This window comes from Komagataeibacter saccharivorans (genome assembly GCF_003207825.1).
Classification (GTDB): domain Bacteria; phylum Pseudomonadota; class Alphaproteobacteria; order Acetobacterales; family Acetobacteraceae; genus Komagataeibacter; species Komagataeibacter saccharivorans.
The window spans coordinates 1-13,565 of the sequence record NZ_NKTY01000024.1 but is presented as its reverse complement, the minus strand read 5'-3'; the positions used below and the strand labels follow the sequence as shown (position 1 = coordinate 13,565).

The window sequence follows — 13,565 nt, the reverse complement described above, 5'->3', positions numbered from 1 at the left end:
CCCCCTATGCCCGCAGCCATGCGGGGTAGCGAAGATGCCGCCGCCCGACCTCAATAAAGAGGGGGTCACGCTTCGCGCCACAGACGGCGAGCGTGTGCCCCACGATCCAGAAGACAGCCCCGATCAGCCAGAGGCGCAAACCCAGCGCGATCGCAGCCGCCAGCGTGCCATTGGCAATGGCGACCGCGCGGGGCGCCCCGCCCAGCAGGATCGGGTCGGTCAGGGAGCGATGGACCGGTACATGAAAACCCGACACCGCATCATCGTCATAGCCCGCCATCAGATCAGCGCCCCGCCCGAGAAGGAGAAGAAGGACAGGAAGAAAGAGCTGGCCGCAAAAGCGATACTTAGTCCAAAGACGATCTGGATCAGGCGACGGAACCCGCCGGATGTTTCCCCGAACGCCAGGGTCAGACCGGTCACGGTGATGATGATCACAGAGACGATCTTGGCCACCGGTCCCTGCACGGATTCCAGGATCTCGTTGAGCGGATTTTCCCACGGCATGCCGGAGCCGGACGCCCAGGCCGATGACACGAAAACCAGCGACAGCAGCATGGCGGTTCCGAATACACGCAGATCCGGCACATGCCGGTCGGGACGTGCGACAGCGCACACGACGGCGCGCAGACGTGAAGGCGGCCTCATGATGACTCTCCATTGGCAGAGAAGGATGTTTCAGAAGAGGAAAAGCTGACCGGACGGATGCGATAGGCGCCCGTCACGGGATCGAGGCCGTCAATTTCAGCCAGTTCGGACAGGCGGCGCGCCGTTCCGCGTCCTGACAGCACAGCGATGACGTCGATGGTTTCGGCGATCAGGGCACGGGGCACTGTGACAACGATTTCCTGAATCAGTTGCTCCATGCGGTGCAATGCGCCCATGGCGGTGCCGGCATGCAGCGTGCCCACGCCGCCGGGATGGCCGGTGCCCCACGCCTTGAGGAGGTCGAGCGCCTCGGGGCCGCGCACCTCACCAATCGGGATACGGTCCGGACGCAGGCGCAAGGCTGAGCGGACCAGCTCGGACAGCGTGACGACACCATCACGGGTGCGGAGCGACACAAGATTGGGCGCGCGGCATTGCAGTTCGCGCGTATCCTCAATCAGCACGACCCGGTCGTCGGTTTTCGCGACCTCGGCCAGCAGGGCATTGACCAGCGTGGTCTTGCCGGTGGATGTGCCCCCCGCGACCAGAATATTTTTACGGTCCGTGACTGCCTGGCGCAGATATGCCGCCTGCCCTTCTGCCATGATCCCGGCAGCGACGTAATCATCGAGCGTGAACACAGCGACGGCGGGCTTGCGGATCGCAAAGCTGGGTGCTGTCACAATCGGTGGCAGCAATCCCTCGAACCGCTCGCCCGTCGGCAATTCCGCCGACACGCGGGGCGCCCCCTCATGCACCTCCGCGCCGACATGATGCGCGACCAGGCGGATGATACGCTCCGCGTCAGCGGGTGTGACCAGATCTCCCGTATCACCCAGCCCCTCGGACAGACGGTCGATCCACAGCCTGCCATCGGGATTGAGCATCACCTCGACAATGGCAGGATCAGCGAGGTGCCGGGCAATCGCTGGCCCCATCGCGGTGCGCAGCATGGACATACCACGCTGTCGGGCACCATTTTCAATCGATGTGACCGCCATGAAAGCCCCCGTCCGTTCAGGTCATCCAGCCTGCCCGGACGACAACGGGGATCATTAGAAGGGAACGGATTTACACGCTGGCAACAAGGATTTCAGAGGATGCGGTAAAAGCGTATGTAATTGGGAGCATTCAGGTAGGATCGGTCCCCAACGGATCCTGCCGTGCCGCGACATCGCGCTGACGTTCGCGCAGGAATCGGTCACCCGTCCCCAGCCGGCGTTCCAGCGCGGTCAGGAAGCCTTCAAACCGTTCAAGCCCCATGGCGCGTGCTGATGCCCGTGCATCCTCCGGAAGTGGGGGCGTGCTGGTCAGCCAGAACCGGATAAACAGACTGACTGTCTCCGCCAGGATTGAGATATCTTCCTCCAGCCCGGCCATCTGGCGCGACAGCCGATCGAGGCGGCGCGATGTCGCCGCCTCCTGCCTCTCATTGGCATCGTCCGTCAGGAACGACAGCACTGCCGTTTCCACCAGGGCAGATTTCGAGATATCCCTCCGCACGGCGCGGGCCTCAAGTTGCTTATGGATATCGGGATCGAAATAGACGTTCAGGCGTCTGCTCCGCTTGTGCATTGTCAGTTTCCTCCCAGTTCCAGACCGTCATTGCGATCCATGCCGGCCTGGCGGATGATATTCCCCTGCCGCCGCAGTTCCGCCGCGCGCTGCGCCTCGACCTCGGGGTCGCTATCAGGAATTTCGAATTCGGCGGCCGGGTCAGGCCGCTCAGGCGCGATATCCTCATGCTCGGGCAGTTCCGGTTCCCGGCGGACGCCACTGTTGGCATCGTCGGTGTCGTCGGTATTGGATCCAATATCCGGGGGCGACGGCACGCCCGGCATGTCCCCTGCGACCACCCGTCCAGACCACACATCAAGGGCAGGATCCCCGTCCCGCCCGAACACCGCCGGATCGGGTGGGGGCATGATGCGCGTGGTAAAGCGGCGATCCTGATAATAACGCACCTTCAGGGCGCGAATGGGCGGGCAGCCCGACAGCATCACCAGTTCTTCATGGTCAGGTAGCTGCTGGACTTCACCCACGGTCAGGAGCGGCCTGGCGGTTTCCTGCCGGGAAACCATGAGATGTCCCAGCCAGGGCGACAGGCGATGCCCGGCATAATTGGTGGAATCCCGCTGCTCCGTTGCCGTGCCCAGGGCATCCGACACCCGTCTGGCGGTGCGCTCGTCATTGGTCGCGAAGCTGACCCGAACCTGGCAATTGTCCAGAATACTGTTGTTCGGCCCGTATGCCTTCTCGATCTGGTTGAGGCTCTGGGCGATCAGGAAGGCCCGGATCCGGTAACCCGCCATGAACGCCAGGGCGCTTTCGAAAAAATCCAGTCGCCCGAAAGCCGGAAATTCATCAAGCATGAGAAGCAGGTTGCGCCGGGTGGCTGCCGCCTCCAGATCTTCCGTCAGACGGCGTCCAATCTGGTTGAGCATCAGCCGGATCAGCGGTTTGGTGCGGCTGATGTCCGAGGGCGGCACGACGAAATAAAGTGAGACCGACCGCACTGAGGACACGAGATCCTCGATCCGCCAGTCACACCTTCTGGTCACCGTCGCCACAACGGGATCACGATAGAGCCCAAGAAACGACATGGCGGTGGAGAGCACGCCGGAGCGTTCGTTGTCCGATTTATTGAGCAGTTCCCGCGCGGCCGAGGCCACGACGGGATGTGGTCCGCTCTCCCCCAGATGGTTTGTCCGCATCATGGCCGACAGGGTCGTCTCGATCGACCGCTTCGGGTCGGAGAGGAATTTCGCCACACCGGCGAGCGTCTTGTCGGCTTCGGCATAAAGCACATGCAGGATCGCGCCGACGAGCAGCGCATGCGAGGTTTTCTCCCAGTGGTTGCGCCGTTCCAGAGCACCATCCGGATCCACCAGGATATCGGCGATGTTCTGGACGTCGCGGACTTCATATTCCCCCGGACGAACTTCCAGCAGCGGATTGTAGGCGGCCGATTCCGGGTTGGTCGGATCGAACAACAGCACCCGCCCGAAGGTCGCGCGAAACCCCGCCGTAAGCTGCCAGTTCTCACCCTTGATATCGTGGATGATGGCAGAGCCTGGCCAGGTCAGCAGGGTCGGAATGACCAGCCCCACCCCTTTGCCCGAGCGGGTGGGCGCAAAACACAGCACATGCTCGGGACCGTCATGCCGGAGATAGGCCCGGCGATATTTACCCAGAACGACCCCGTTCTCGCCCAGCAGTCCCGCCGCGCGGATATCACGCAGGATCGCCCAGCGGGCCGAACCATAGGTTTCGACCCTCCGTCGCGCCCGTGCGCGCCAGATCGACAGGGCGAACGCCACGATGACGGCGAGAACGACGCCCGCAACACCAATCCGCGCGCCCTGCACGAAGATGCCTGGCGCGTAGGCATCGAACTCATACCACCACCAGAAGAACAGCGGCGGCGCATAGATGGGCCAGCGATGCCCGAGCATGAACCAGGGCGCCCCAAGCTCGGGCTGGAACCCGAGACGCCACGCCGTCCACTCGGTCGCGGCCCACCAGAACAGAAACATGATCGCGAAGACCAGGATCACCTGGCCCCAGGCCACACGGGACGTGGACATGAAGACCTCCGTGACAGGATGATCCGCCCGTCAGGAGGAATAACCACGCGCGGGGCAAGACAATTCAGCAGCCGTGCGGCAATCGGCGGTCTTTGTGTAGGAAATCGGATGGAGCGTTCAATGCTGCGTCTTTCCGCCGGGAATGGTCAGGAGCTGGCGGTAACCGGTGTCGCGCATCCAGCGCGCCCGCGCCATATGCGAGTCCCAGCATCGGCGCGCGCCATCCCTGTCAATTGCCGGATCACGACCGAGCACGATCCGTGCCACCTCCCGCCAGTCGGCACCTGCTTCCTCGGCGTCAAGAAGGCGGAGATAGGTGACATGATGGAGATGGTCGTACGCCGTCAGCAGCGGACAGTCTGGCGCTTCATCGGATGGAGCGGCTCCGTTATCGGGTTGGGACGTCATGATCCTGCCCTTTCCTTCAGGTCCGCAGATCATATCCTGAAATGGGATAATCCCGATACGGGATTATTGGGACGGTTCCTCAGTTTCAACCGGAACCGCACCCTATGCCGAAATCGCTGCGCTCTCCGCGACAGCACCGTCTCATGGAACTGCTGATCGCGGCAAGGCGCGGCAAAGGGCTGACTCAGGCCACGCTGGCGGAGCGGCTCGGCAAACCCCAGTCCTATGTCGCGAAATACGAAACCGGCGAGCGCCGGATCGACGTGATCGAATTCCTCGACATCACAACCGCCATCGGACTCGATGCCGCTGACATTCTTGCCAGTCTTATGGAAAATCACTGAATCAGTTCGGCCTCATTCAGCCGCTATTCCGAACTATCGTCCCCATCAGGATCTCGCAGCCAGCCTGGAATATCCTGACGGGCGTGCAGAACACGCCAGACATCCAGATGGTCCTCACGCTCGACGTAGAAAACCACGAACGGCCAGTTCCGAAGAGTGAGCGCACGAAGCCCCGGAAGATCGAGTTCATACCCGCAACGCGGCGAGCCGATGCCGGGATATTGCCCGATCAGGGTCATCCCCTCTTCGAGCGCACCGACAAACCGGTCGGCCACAGCACCACCGGCTTTCCCGACATAATCGTCAATGATCCGATCGATATCCCGCTCGGCCTGCTCGCGCAGCACCGCGCGTCTGGTCGTCATGATGATCAGGCGCCGCGCGCACGCGATCGCAGGCGTTCGAAATATGTGGCATCAGCCGTGGAGCCCGTTGCGGATCGGCCGCCCTCAAGCAACATGCCACGCAGACGCTGCCTGTCCTGGTCCTTGCGGATCAGCTCGCGCACATACTCGCTGCTGGTGCCGAAGCCACGGCCGGCAACCTGCTGGTCAACGAAGCTTTTCAGGGCTTCTGGCAGAGAGATGTTCATGGTGCTCATGGAGGCAGAATACTCGCGTATGGCAAAAATTGGCAACATGATTCATGCCTGCCTGCGTCACAATCCGAGCCCCCGCTGCCGTCCCAACTGCCAGTCCATGGCGCCCGCTCGCATGACGCCAGCAATCTCCTGTCCGATCCGGTTCTCGATGACAGGCTTCCAGGGCACCAGCACGAACTCATGGGCATTTTCGACCAGCGCATAGGTTCCACTGGCCAGCCGGACCTTCTCCTTCAGCGTGCCCCGGACTCTCTCGCCATCCGCCATGGTGCGGTAGGACGTGCCGCGTGACATCCCCAATTCCTGGCCGATACGGTCCAGTTCCCGCCGTTCCAACGCCGCCAGCAGGCCCTTGCGGTAGCGGACGCCCCCCTCCCTGTCGCGCCAGGCGTCGCCCCGCTCGACCAGCACGTCCTGACGTTGCTTCCGGGCCTCGGTCACCTCATGACCGAACCCGGTATCCACCACATTCGACCTGCCGCGCGACACCAGTCCACGGTCCAGCCATGTCGCACCATCCGCCGTGATCTGGGCCTCGAGATCAAGACTGGACAGGACGCGCACGGACATCTGTTTCGCACGGCTCGTATCATACGCCGCAGCCCGTTCCAGATAGTCGCCGGGAATCTGCCATCTCCCGTCCTCGATCCGCTCGACGACGCCGGCGCGCCGCAGGGCTTCCAGACGACGCACATGGGAGGCGACATACGCGTCGGCATCGCCGCCCGGAATACGGGACATGGCCTGTGCGCGGGCGAGATGTGCGTCCGCGCGATAGACACCGTCACGACCTGCGACCGACACGATTTCCCGGTCGGCTGGGCGGGGGCCGGAAACCTCCGGGCCAACAGCGACAATGCTTCCATTCCGCACGCCTTCCAGGGAACCTGGGCTGATCCCGGCGACATGATGGGTGCGCCCATCCAGCCCGTCGATGACCAGGCCCACCTTTTCGCCCAGCTCGTCAGAGAGATGACGGTCAAGAATCCGCCCCTCCACCGTGTCGCGTGACGCTGGACCATGAAAGACGAACAGACCGGGATCGGGCGCACGCCCCTGCTCGCGCATCGCCCGGTTCATCGCACGAATGATATCGCCCCGCTCGCCAAGGTCGCGCAGCGTCTTCTCCATCTGCGGCGCGAGTGTCCACACACTGGGCTCGACCTGGCTGGCGAGGCCCATCCGCTCCAGTTTCGCAAGCCGCCGCTGGCGCAGGACATGATCGCCCCCCTGATCGCCGCGCATGTCGATCGGACTGTCTTCCGCCAACGCCAGCAACTGCCGGTCGATGCGCGTGAAGCGGTCTTGCCCGACCATATTCTCCAGCTTGCAGCGTTGCTCCAGCACCGTCTCCGGACCCAGCTCCAGCGTCACCAGTTCGGTCGCCCGTTCGCGTACGCCCTGAGTGATGTAATCACTGGCGATGACCAGATCCTCACCATGGTCGTCATGGCCATGGATGACGATATGGGCGTGAGGGTGACCGGTGTTGAAATGATTGACCGCCACCCAATCAAGCTTCGTGCCGAGATCTGCCCCTATCTGCGTCATCAGGTCGCGCGTGAAGGCGGTCAGATCCTGCATCTGCTCAGCATCCTCCGGCGAGACGATAAAACGAAACTGATGCCGATCGTCATGCCCGCGCTCGAGGAAAGCATCGGTGTCGGCGCGATCGGTCTCCGGACCGTAAAGCTGACCCCGCTGCCCGTCGCGGGACGTACCGTCACGCTGAATGTAAGTGAGGTGGGCGCGCGCCCTGCCATCACGACCGGGCGTGCGGATCATGCGCGACTTGACGATGACGCGGCGGCTGCCGGATTTCACATGGTTCCAGCCAGCGATATGGCGCGCCCGCACGAAGGACGCGCCGCGTCCTTTCCGGATGCCGGACCGACCGCCGCGACGTAAAGGGGCGCCGCCAGGACCGCCGGGTGCATTCGGGCCAGAGATGGCATGATTTCGGAACGACCGGGACGCACCCGACCTCCGCACGGATGCACGCATCCGCGAGAGAAAACTCCGGGTTTTTCCGCCCCTCCTGTCACGGATGCGACCGGGCCGGACACGAAACCGCGTGTCATCGTCAGACGACATGGCCAGCACCGCAAATCACCGCCGTTTGCCGCACAGTGCCGTCAGGACTGGCGGAATACAGCCTGCTTCTGGAAAACCGCCGCACTGCGGCCTGAAAATCGGCAGTGCCGCGAAGCGGGACGCCAACCCCATGTGCAGACAGACAAAACCGCAGGTTCGGACCAGACGAAGTGCCGCGCCCTTTAATCTTGCCGTGCCTCCCTACCCCTCTTCCTTTCCTCGCTCTCATGGTTTCATGACCTCTGCCCGCACATCCCCATCCTGTTCTAGCGCAGAGCGAGAGACGAAAAAATCGGCCGGAAAGGGATGGAGAGAGACGGCATTTTTATCCACGGAAATCGGCGTCGGCCGGATGGATTCCGGGATCATTTTTCCTGACGCAATGAAGAGTGATCCTGCACGCCAGTCGGTCACGATTTTCGACAGGACTCCGCCGGAGGAAACGATCGGATTTCCGATCAAAGTCCGGACCTGCGCGACATAGGAAACCGTCTCGGCGGGCAATGGCCGACCGGTCGCCAGATGGTCGTCATAACGACCGGGACCAGCGTTGTAGGCGGCAAGGAAGCCTGCATCGCCATAACGGTCGTGCAGCCATCGCAGATAGGCTGCACCTGCCGCGATATTGTCATGCGGATCGAAGGGATCGGAACCGAGATTGAGCGTGCGCCTAACATCCTTTCACGTGCCAGGCATGAGCTGCATCAGGCCCATCGCACCGGCACCCGAAACCGCGTGGGGATCGCCAGCACTTTCAGCCCGAAGGACCGCCCGCACCCACATCGCGGGGATCGCGTTCTGTTCCGCCGCCTGACGCACCAGATCGTCGAAATCCTGCGCGTGGGCGGTGGCTGGCGAAAGCGGCAGCGCGAGCACGGCCAGCATGCTGCCGGGCAGGAAAAACCGGCACTTCATTCCCTCCCTCCCGCACGTTTTGCGGGGCGATTCCACACCAGTTGCCACTCACGCCCACCGCGTCCGGCCTGAAACAGCGTGGCCCGGACCGGCTGCATGAAACTGGGGTCATCCAGCACGATGGAAATATACTCGCCAGCACGCTCCCCGGTGCGGGTCCACCCTGCCCCGATCTCCGGCCCAGCGTTTCCATCACCGAGATGGATACGATAATCCGGCGCATGCTCCGCGCCATTGTTTTCCGCCGGCACGAAGGTCAGTTCGGCGTCCAGCGACAGGGTGCGCACACGCCCGGCAAATCCATCGGCGGTGCGGGTAAAAAATCCGATCTGGCTCATGGGAAAAATCCTTTCCGACAGAGTGGGAATGACTGAGAATTCAGGGGATGGATGACCATCATTGAATGGGCGGTTCGCTCTCTTTCGCGGGCATCATCGGCCGTCCCAGAAGCAGTCCCTTCCGCACGGGATCATCCGGTTCCGGGAGCGGATCGAAATGCGGCGGCGGTGGCTCAGCCTCGCCCGTGCGAACATGAACCGGCACCGCGCGACCGATCACGGTATCCATCGGCAGGACGCCGAAATACCGCCCGTCCAGACTGGTGGGCACAGCGGCGTTCATGACGAAAACTTGCCCCGGCCCGAGATGCTGACAGCCCTGCCAGACCGGCAGCTTGCGGCCCCGATGATCGACGATCTTCGCATCGCCGGCCGCCTTACCGTCGATGGTGACGTGGACGCCGATGCGACAGACACTTTGCCCCGCCAGTGCTGCCACAGGCTTGAGCAGCGACACGCCGAACGGCAGGTAGCCACGTGTCGCCAGCAGCGTGGCCTCGCGCTCAGGAAGACGGAGCGCGACAATGTCGCCGACACGGACCGGGGTGGTGGGCTGGATGCGATACAGCCCGACAGGAACGCTGGCCGTCTCGTTCCAGACCCAGCGCGGCGTGGGATGAAACGCCAGCGAAGCACCCACACCGAGCACGGCGAAATACGTGGTAAAAAACCAGGCGCGCCGGGTCATGACGCGGCCCTCCGGCGTAACCATCCTTCGTGGCGTTCGCGCGTATAGGGACGCGGCTCCTGCGCCGCTGTGAGGCGATGATGCAGGTGACGCCAATGATCGGGACAGGCGGCCGCAGGATCAATTCCCAGCGCCTCCACGCCGTCGATGGCCTCCAGCACCCGACGCACCTTTGGCCAGCCGCTCTGGCGCAGCAGGCTTTCGCCACCAGGGCGCACGAACGGCACGGTCTGGCAGGCTTCCTGAACGCCCACGGCCCGCACGATGTCGATGCAGGACACCACGGTGCCGAAATCGTTCGCAGCCCAGCGGATGAAGGCGAACACGCTGTCCGGCGTGAAGCTCATCAGCCTGCGCCGACGATCGAGAATGCGATCCTCGACGGGGTGGCCGAAGCGGACCCAGTGTTCGGTGCGCTTCTCGATCCACGTCAGTTCGACCGTGGTGAAGGCATCGCCCTGCGGCTGGAAAGAGCGGGCGGTCATGGGACACCGACCATGCGATCCGCGACCGCTTCCCGAGCCTTTTTTCCATGCCCCGACCGGGCTGTCGGGAGGGGAACGAAAAGGCCGAATTCCTCTACATAATAAGTTATTATATTAGTTATATAAGTTACGGGGCCATTTTCTTGTTTTGAATCAAATGGTTCGACGGATTTTTGCACCTGTAGCAACGGTAATTCCGCACCTGCACCAACGGTATAATCCGCATCTGAAGCAACGGTATGATCCACATGGTTTTCCCCAGGCACTGTGGATCGCCCCGTTGGAACAATGCGCAGACTTAGCGGTTTTCCGCCGGAAACAAGCCGAAAATCGTAGCCGGGAATGTTCTGGCGACGCACAATGGTGCCGATATCAATCATGAAATTGCGCAACGGAGTGAGACTGCCGGAGCGGGTATGCAGGTCCGCCACATCGAACGTCCACCCGGCCTTCTGCCGACCGGCATGGCGCCGCGCCAACCGGTAAAGCCAGCGTTCCAGACCACCAGCCAGCCGGAAGTAGGCGGGATCAAGGGTGAGGATGCGGGAGCAGTCGCAAACACCTTCCATGAACCAGATCGGTAGGGTCAGCGACACACCCTCTGTTCTGGAAATTCCCACGTCGCTGATCCAGGCGAAGGATTGCGCCGGCCAGTCAGAAGGGGTGCGTAGACTGGTGGCGACCCATGTGCCTTCCAGACGCACCAGAGCACCGCGAAGACGGCGGTACTGGTGCGCACCGTCCGCCCAGCCAAGATCGTGAAACAATTGCCAGGGCGTGAAGCGGACATGGCGTGACACCCAGCGGCCATGATTGAGAGCCTCGACAATCTGGCCCGCGAGCCAGAGCAACACGTCGGCATCCCAGATCGTCGCCATACCTTCGTCCGCCGATGCCCGGACGATCACATTGATCTGTCGGGACCGGTAACGGATCGGCTCAAAGCGCGGGCGTCTCGCCAGTGCGAAGAACGGTCGCCCCATCAAATCGCGCTGATCACGGGGCCGGGCGGGACCGCTGACCACGAAGCGACGGTCTGGCTCCCGCCAGCTTTCATCGGCGGCCATCACAGGCTCTCCCGTTCTTCGGGGGTCAGTGGGCGCGCCGGGAAAACACGGCTCGACGTCGCCTCCGACGGTGAATGGCGCGCGCCCCCGGCGGTCCAGGCCATCATGTCCTCGACGGAATACAGAACCCGCCCGCCGACTTTCCGGTAGAGCGGCCCGGTGCCGTAGGTGCGGTGTTTTTCGAGCGTGCGAAGCGAGATACCCAGAAACCGGGCCGCCTCACGAACACGCATCAGGCGTGGTGCGATCGCCATGACTATGTCTCCCTTTCCATACGCACCCGGCAAGGACCGGGGCGTCTGGAGGGACGCTGGTGGATAATCGGCGGCTCAGGGAATGGACGTTTTTATCGACGACAAAAGCGTCCATGAAACGGAACAGGAACCCGTCCTTTTCACCACCCGAACGCCGCCGTTTGCCGCCCGCCTTCGAAAATACGTTCCGGCAAAACAGCTTTTTGTGCTTCGCTGTTATCAGGGAGTCGTCATAAAAATCAGGGGCAAAATAATGCGGAAGGATGCGGCCCAGCACTCACCTGCGGCGCGACAATGGGTAGCCCATGAGATCGCGGTAACCGCCTTCGATCAGCTGGTCCGCCAGATGCTTGAGACGACGGAACCGCCCACGGCCGGAAATATCCGGCCAGTCATAGGCGCGCGCCGTCGGTTCACCGAGCAGACGATCGGCGATCACCCTTTCGCTGACGCCCGCAGCAAGAGCGTCTTTGACACGAAGGGCGAGGATGTGGCGTGCGATGGACTGCGCCGACATCCTGTGCCAGGGACCGGGATCCGGAAAACCCGCGAGCACCCGCCAGAAGCGGATTGTCTCGTGAGCCCGCAACGGCGTGAAGCTGTCATAGGTCAGTTCGAAAACATAATGGCGCGGCCCCGGCCATTGGTATTCCATCCAGAGTTGCCAGGTCACACCAGCACAGACACAACAGATGTAGATTCCGTCGTATGTTTCGACGAAACGCACATCGGACAGCGTCTGGAGATCGAGACGGCGTGGGGTCAGCGTCTGAGCTGGCGGCAATGCCCGGATGACCAGGATCGTCGGCAGGGCCAGACGCGACCAGAGCGCGGTCAGCGCGCTGAATCGCTGATCAGGATCGGCGGCGAAATCGCGGACCCCAGCGTCGCGCGAATTCCGCCTGGGCGGGATCATCGGGAGACAGGTCCGCGCAGGCGCGCTGTTCGTTGCGATAGCGACGATTGCGCCGAAGGTATTCCCAGCCGAGTTCCGCCGGGATCGCGTTGCGCAGATACTCGTACTGCGCCTGGTCGTGCCAGTGTGCTCCGGGCATGACGCCCTCCCTCGTTTGTCTGAGAACGGGTGGCGACGCCTGCCCGGACGTTCAGTATCCACGACCAGCCATCCAGGGAGAACCCGGCAATTGGAGATCATATGATCGCGCGGCATGAACGACACGGGCGTGATTGCCATCCGGTTCGTGTAACCCGGCGGCAGAGAAAAGCCCTTCCCGGCTGAACCGGGAAGGGCCAGTGTGGGGTGGTCAGTCACCATTACGCGGCCGCTGACGGCTCCAGACCAGGTTGTAGGCGCCGCCTTCCTCTTCGAAGAGGCTGGCGAAGATCGGACCGGGAAGGGTTGGATCGTCCAGCTTCACGCTGAGATATTCGCGCCAGTCCGTGGTGTGCTTGATCCAGGCGGCCCCGTCCCGGATTTGAGTGTTTCCATCTGGACCCAGAAGCGATCCTCAAAATGGGAAGTCCCATTCTGCAGATCATTTGATCGTGGCGAACGATTGAAAAACTCCATATTGCTTCGCCGTAAACCGGAAGCCCCCCATCAGGCGGGGGGCTCGGCATCGCATCGGGCAAGCGCTTCTTTGAGTTCGCGCTCGATCTGTTTGCGCTCGCGGCGGCTGAGGTGAAAGCTGGTCAGTTCGGCGCGCAGCATCTGGATCTGGTCGTGTCGCGTGGTCATCGTCCTGCTCCTTTCGTTTCTTGAAGACAGGACGGACGGCTCATGCCGGGGCGGACCGGGTCAGGGATCGCCGCAGGCGACCGGCTTGCCGGCGCGTGGGGGAGCCGATTTTGTTCGGCGCGCCCGGCACGGGTGCGCCGGGCAAAATTGGGGGGACCACGCGTCCTTGACGCGGTTCGCCCTCGCGCATGGTACAATGGGAAGGCTGAGGGAAAGCCTCTGTTCCTCCTGCCTTCCACGTCAGGCGACCAGCGCTGCCGCCCGCGCCCCGAAAGGGCACGTGGGAAAAGAAGGCCCGGAAGGCCCCGCCCGGGGAAACCGGGCGGGGTTGGTCGTGTGAGGTTCAGTCCCCGTTCCGGCTGCGGGGCCGGGTCCAGATGAGGGAGTAACCCTCGCCTTCCTCGTCGGTGAACAGGTTGGCGAAGATCGGGGCGGCG

20 protein-coding genes and 2 pseudogenes are annotated in these 13,565 nt (G+C 62.8%); 2 read left to right on the top strand and 20 right to left on the bottom strand.

Annotated elements, in window-relative coordinates; all coding sequences use genetic code 11:
- Nucleotides 1-4: 4 nt before the first annotated feature.
- The 6 genes from CFR79_RS12410 to CFR79_RS12385 all read right to left on the bottom strand — a co-directional run bounded on the left by CFR79_RS12410 (nucleotide 5) and on the right by CFR79_RS12385 (nucleotide 4,643).
- A complete protein-coding gene (locus CFR79_RS12410) occupies nucleotides 5-280 on the bottom strand; it encodes a VirB3 family type IV secretion system protein (RefSeq protein WP_110548092.1) in 276 nt (91 codons plus the stop codon).
- The gene (locus tag CFR79_RS12405; protein ID WP_181417432.1) at nucleotides 280-648 is read right to left on the bottom strand and encodes a TrbC/VirB2 family protein; all 369 of its coding nucleotides are present in this window, start codon (nucleotides 646-648) and stop codon (nucleotides 280-282) included. The genes CFR79_RS12410 and CFR79_RS12405 overlap by 1 nt, the downstream gene beginning before the upstream one ends.
- Nucleotides 645-1,649, bottom strand: coding sequence for a P-type conjugative transfer ATPase TrbB (gene trbB / locus CFR79_RS12400; RefSeq protein WP_110548091.1), 1,005 nt, complete (start codon nucleotides 1,647-1,649; stop codon nucleotides 645-647). Before trbB ends, CFR79_RS12405 begins: the two co-directional genes overlap by 4 nt.
- 130 nt (nucleotides 1,650-1,779) lie before the next feature.
- Nucleotides 1,780-2,223 carry a ribbon-helix-helix domain-containing protein gene (locus CFR79_RS12395; protein WP_110548090.1) on the bottom strand — a complete coding sequence of 148 codons (444 nt, stop codon included), beginning with the start codon at nucleotides 2,221-2,223 and terminating at the stop codon, nucleotides 1,780-1,782.
- Between the two features lie 2 nt (nucleotides 2,224-2,225).
- Nucleotides 2,226-4,235: a conjugal transfer protein TraG gene (locus CFR79_RS12390; protein WP_110548089.1), complete on the bottom strand. Its 2,010-nt coding sequence runs from the start codon at nucleotides 4,233-4,235 to the stop codon at nucleotides 2,226-2,228.
- 117 nt (nucleotides 4,236-4,352) lie between these two features.
- Nucleotides 4,353-4,643 (bottom strand): DNA -binding domain-containing protein, encoded by a 291-nt coding sequence (locus CFR79_RS12385; protein ID WP_110548124.1) that lies wholly within the window; start codon nucleotides 4,641-4,643, stop codon nucleotides 4,353-4,355.
- Nucleotides 4,644-4,747: 104 nt separating this feature from the next.
- Between CFR79_RS12385 and CFR79_RS12380 the strand changes: the two genes are divergently transcribed.
- The gene (locus CFR79_RS12380) at nucleotides 4,748-4,987 is read left to right on the top strand and encodes a helix-turn-helix domain-containing protein (protein ID WP_086643301.1); all 240 of its coding nucleotides are present in this window, start codon (nucleotides 4,748-4,750) and stop codon (nucleotides 4,985-4,987) included.
- 23 nt (nucleotides 4,988-5,010) lie between these two features.
- Here the strand turns inward: CFR79_RS12380 and CFR79_RS12375 are convergent, their stop codons facing one another.
- The 3 genes from CFR79_RS12375 to CFR79_RS12365 all read right to left on the bottom strand — a co-directional run bounded on the left by CFR79_RS12375 (nucleotide 5,011) and on the right by CFR79_RS12365 (nucleotide 7,172).
- Complete coding sequence (locus CFR79_RS12375; RefSeq protein WP_110548088.1) at nucleotides 5,011-5,352, bottom strand: type II toxin-antitoxin system RelE/ParE family toxin; 342 nt, start codon at nucleotides 5,350-5,352, stop codon at nucleotides 5,011-5,013.
- Between the two features lie 5 nt (nucleotides 5,353-5,357).
- Nucleotides 5,358-5,579 (bottom strand): ribbon-helix-helix domain-containing protein, encoded by a 222-nt coding sequence (locus tag CFR79_RS12370; protein ID WP_198945784.1) that lies wholly within the window; start codon nucleotides 5,577-5,579, stop codon nucleotides 5,358-5,360.
- A 66-nt stretch (nucleotides 5,580-5,645) separates the two neighbouring features.
- Nucleotides 5,646-7,172, bottom strand: coding sequence for a DUF3363 domain-containing protein (locus CFR79_RS12365; protein ID WP_258373582.1), 1,527 nt, complete (start codon nucleotides 7,170-7,172; stop codon nucleotides 5,646-5,648).
- Between the two features lie 51 nt (nucleotides 7,173-7,223).
- Between CFR79_RS12365 and CFR79_RS16210 the strand changes: the two genes are divergently transcribed.
- Nucleotides 7,224-7,496: a hypothetical protein gene (locus CFR79_RS16210; RefSeq protein WP_258373581.1), complete on the top strand. Its 273-nt coding sequence runs from the start codon at nucleotides 7,224-7,226 to the stop codon at nucleotides 7,494-7,496.
- A 411-nt stretch (nucleotides 7,497-7,907) separates the two neighbouring features.
- Here CFR79_RS16210 and CFR79_RS12360 read toward each other — a convergent pair.
- The 11 genes and pseudogenes from CFR79_RS12360 to CFR79_RS12310 all read right to left on the bottom strand — a co-directional run.
- Nucleotides 7,908-8,597: pseudogene (locus CFR79_RS12360) on the bottom strand (lytic transglycosylase domain-containing protein).
- On the bottom strand, nucleotides 8,594-8,935 hold the full coding sequence (locus CFR79_RS12355) for a DUF736 domain-containing protein (RefSeq protein WP_110548086.1): 342 nt from the start codon (nucleotides 8,933-8,935) through the stop codon (nucleotides 8,594-8,596). Before CFR79_RS12355 ends, CFR79_RS12360 begins: the two are co-directional and overlap by 4 nt.
- A gap of 58 nt (nucleotides 8,936-8,993) precedes the next feature.
- The gene (locus CFR79_RS12350; RefSeq protein ID WP_110548123.1) at nucleotides 8,994-9,623 is read right to left on the bottom strand and encodes a S26 family signal peptidase; all 630 of its coding nucleotides are present in this window, start codon (nucleotides 9,621-9,623) and stop codon (nucleotides 8,994-8,996) included.
- Nucleotides 9,620-10,108, bottom strand: a complete 489-nt coding sequence (locus CFR79_RS12345) for a DUF2840 domain-containing protein (RefSeq protein WP_110548085.1) — start codon at nucleotides 10,106-10,108, stop codon at nucleotides 9,620-9,622. The genes CFR79_RS12350 and CFR79_RS12345 overlap by 4 nt, the downstream gene beginning before the upstream one ends.
- On the bottom strand, nucleotides 10,105-11,175 hold the full coding sequence (locus CFR79_RS12340) for a replication initiator protein A (protein ID WP_181417431.1): 1,071 nt from the start codon (nucleotides 11,173-11,175) through the stop codon (nucleotides 10,105-10,107). Before CFR79_RS12340 ends, CFR79_RS12345 begins: the two co-directional genes overlap by 4 nt.
- Entirely contained in the window at nucleotides 11,175-11,429 is a 255-nt protein-coding gene (locus tag CFR79_RS12335; protein ID WP_110548083.1) for a helix-turn-helix transcriptional regulator, read from the bottom strand. The genes CFR79_RS12340 and CFR79_RS12335 overlap by 1 nt, the downstream gene beginning before the upstream one ends.
- Nucleotides 11,430-11,706: 277 nt before the next feature.
- Nucleotides 11,707-12,345, bottom strand: coding sequence for a DUF2285 domain-containing protein (locus tag CFR79_RS12330; protein WP_110548082.1), 639 nt, complete (start codon nucleotides 12,343-12,345; stop codon nucleotides 11,707-11,709).
- On the bottom strand, nucleotides 12,284-12,484 hold the full coding sequence (locus CFR79_RS12325; RefSeq protein ID WP_110548081.1) for a transcriptional regulator domain-containing protein: 201 nt from the start codon (nucleotides 12,482-12,484) through the stop codon (nucleotides 12,284-12,286). The genes CFR79_RS12330 and CFR79_RS12325 overlap by 62 nt, the downstream gene beginning before the upstream one ends.
- Before the next feature lie 210 nt (nucleotides 12,485-12,694).
- Nucleotides 12,695-12,865: a DUF736 domain-containing protein gene (locus CFR79_RS12320; RefSeq protein WP_408884575.1), complete on the bottom strand. Its 171-nt coding sequence runs from the start codon at nucleotides 12,863-12,865 to the stop codon at nucleotides 12,695-12,697.
- 125 nt (nucleotides 12,866-12,990) lie between these two features.
- Nucleotides 12,991-13,128, bottom strand: coding sequence for a hypothetical protein (locus CFR79_RS15935; RefSeq protein ID WP_181417430.1), 138 nt, complete (start codon nucleotides 13,126-13,128; stop codon nucleotides 12,991-12,993).
- 343 nt (nucleotides 13,129-13,471) lie between these two features.
- Nucleotides 13,472-13,565 (bottom strand): annotated as a pseudogene (locus CFR79_RS12310) (DUF736 domain-containing protein); the annotation flags it as partial.

Coding starts and splice junctions, on each gene's coding strand:
- CFR79_RS12385 (WP_110548124.1), bottom strand. CDS start 4,643: ATGACGTCCCAACCCGATAACGGAGCCGCTCCATCCGATGAAGCGCCA.
- CFR79_RS12325 (WP_110548081.1), bottom strand. CDS start 12,484: ATGCCCGGAGCACACTGGCACGACCAGGCGCAGTACGAGTATCTGCGC.
- CFR79_RS12380 (WP_086643301.1), top strand. CDS start 4,748: ATGCCGAAATCGCTGCGCTCTCCGCGACAGCACCGTCTCATGGAACTG.
- CFR79_RS15935 (WP_181417430.1), bottom strand. CDS start 13,128: ATGACCACGCGACACGACCAGATCCAGATGCTGCGCGCCGAACTGACC.
- CFR79_RS12365 (WP_258373582.1), bottom strand. CDS start 7,172: ATGCAGGATCTGACCGCCTTCACGCGCGACCTGATGACGCAGATAGGG.
- CFR79_RS12330 (WP_110548082.1), bottom strand. CDS start 12,345: ATGATCCCGCCCAGGCGGAATTCGCGCGACGCTGGGGTCCGCGATTTC.
- CFR79_RS12335 (WP_110548083.1), bottom strand. CDS start 11,429: ATGGCGATCGCACCACGCCTGATGCGTGTTCGTGAGGCGGCCCGGTTT.
- CFR79_RS12350 (WP_110548123.1), bottom strand. CDS start 9,623: ATGACCCGGCGCGCCTGGTTTTTTACCACGTATTTCGCCGTGCTCGGT.
- CFR79_RS12405 (WP_181417432.1), bottom strand. CDS start 648: ATGAGGCCGCCTTCACGTCTGCGCGCCGTCGTGTGCGCTGTCGCACGT.
- CFR79_RS12345 (WP_110548085.1), bottom strand. CDS start 10,108: ATGACCGCCCGCTCTTTCCAGCCGCAGGGCGATGCCTTCACCACGGTC.
- CFR79_RS12375 (WP_110548088.1), bottom strand. CDS start 5,352: ATGACGACCAGACGCGCGGTGCTGCGCGAGCAGGCCGAGCGGGATATC.
- trbB (WP_110548091.1), bottom strand. CDS start 1,649: ATGGCGGTCACATCGATTGAAAATGGTGCCCGACAGCGTGGTATGTCC.
- CFR79_RS16210 (WP_258373581.1), top strand. CDS start 7,224: ATGCCCGCGCTCGAGGAAAGCATCGGTGTCGGCGCGATCGGTCTCCGG.
- CFR79_RS12340 (WP_181417431.1), bottom strand. CDS start 11,175: ATGGCCGCCGATGAAAGCTGGCGGGAGCCAGACCGTCGCTTCGTGGTC.
- CFR79_RS12390 (WP_110548089.1), bottom strand. CDS start 4,235: ATGTCCACGTCCCGTGTGGCCTGGGGCCAGGTGATCCTGGTCTTCGCG.
- CFR79_RS12410 (WP_110548092.1), bottom strand. CDS start 280: ATGGCGGGCTATGACGATGATGCGGTGTCGGGTTTTCATGTACCGGTC.
- CFR79_RS12370 (WP_198945784.1), bottom strand. CDS start 5,579: ATGAACATCTCTCTGCCAGAAGCCCTGAAAAGCTTCGTTGACCAGCAG.
- CFR79_RS12395 (WP_110548090.1), bottom strand. CDS start 2,223: ATGCACAAGCGGAGCAGACGCCTGAACGTCTATTTCGATCCCGATATC.
- CFR79_RS12355 (WP_110548086.1), bottom strand. CDS start 8,935: ATGAGCCAGATCGGATTTTTTACCCGCACCGCCGATGGATTTGCCGGG.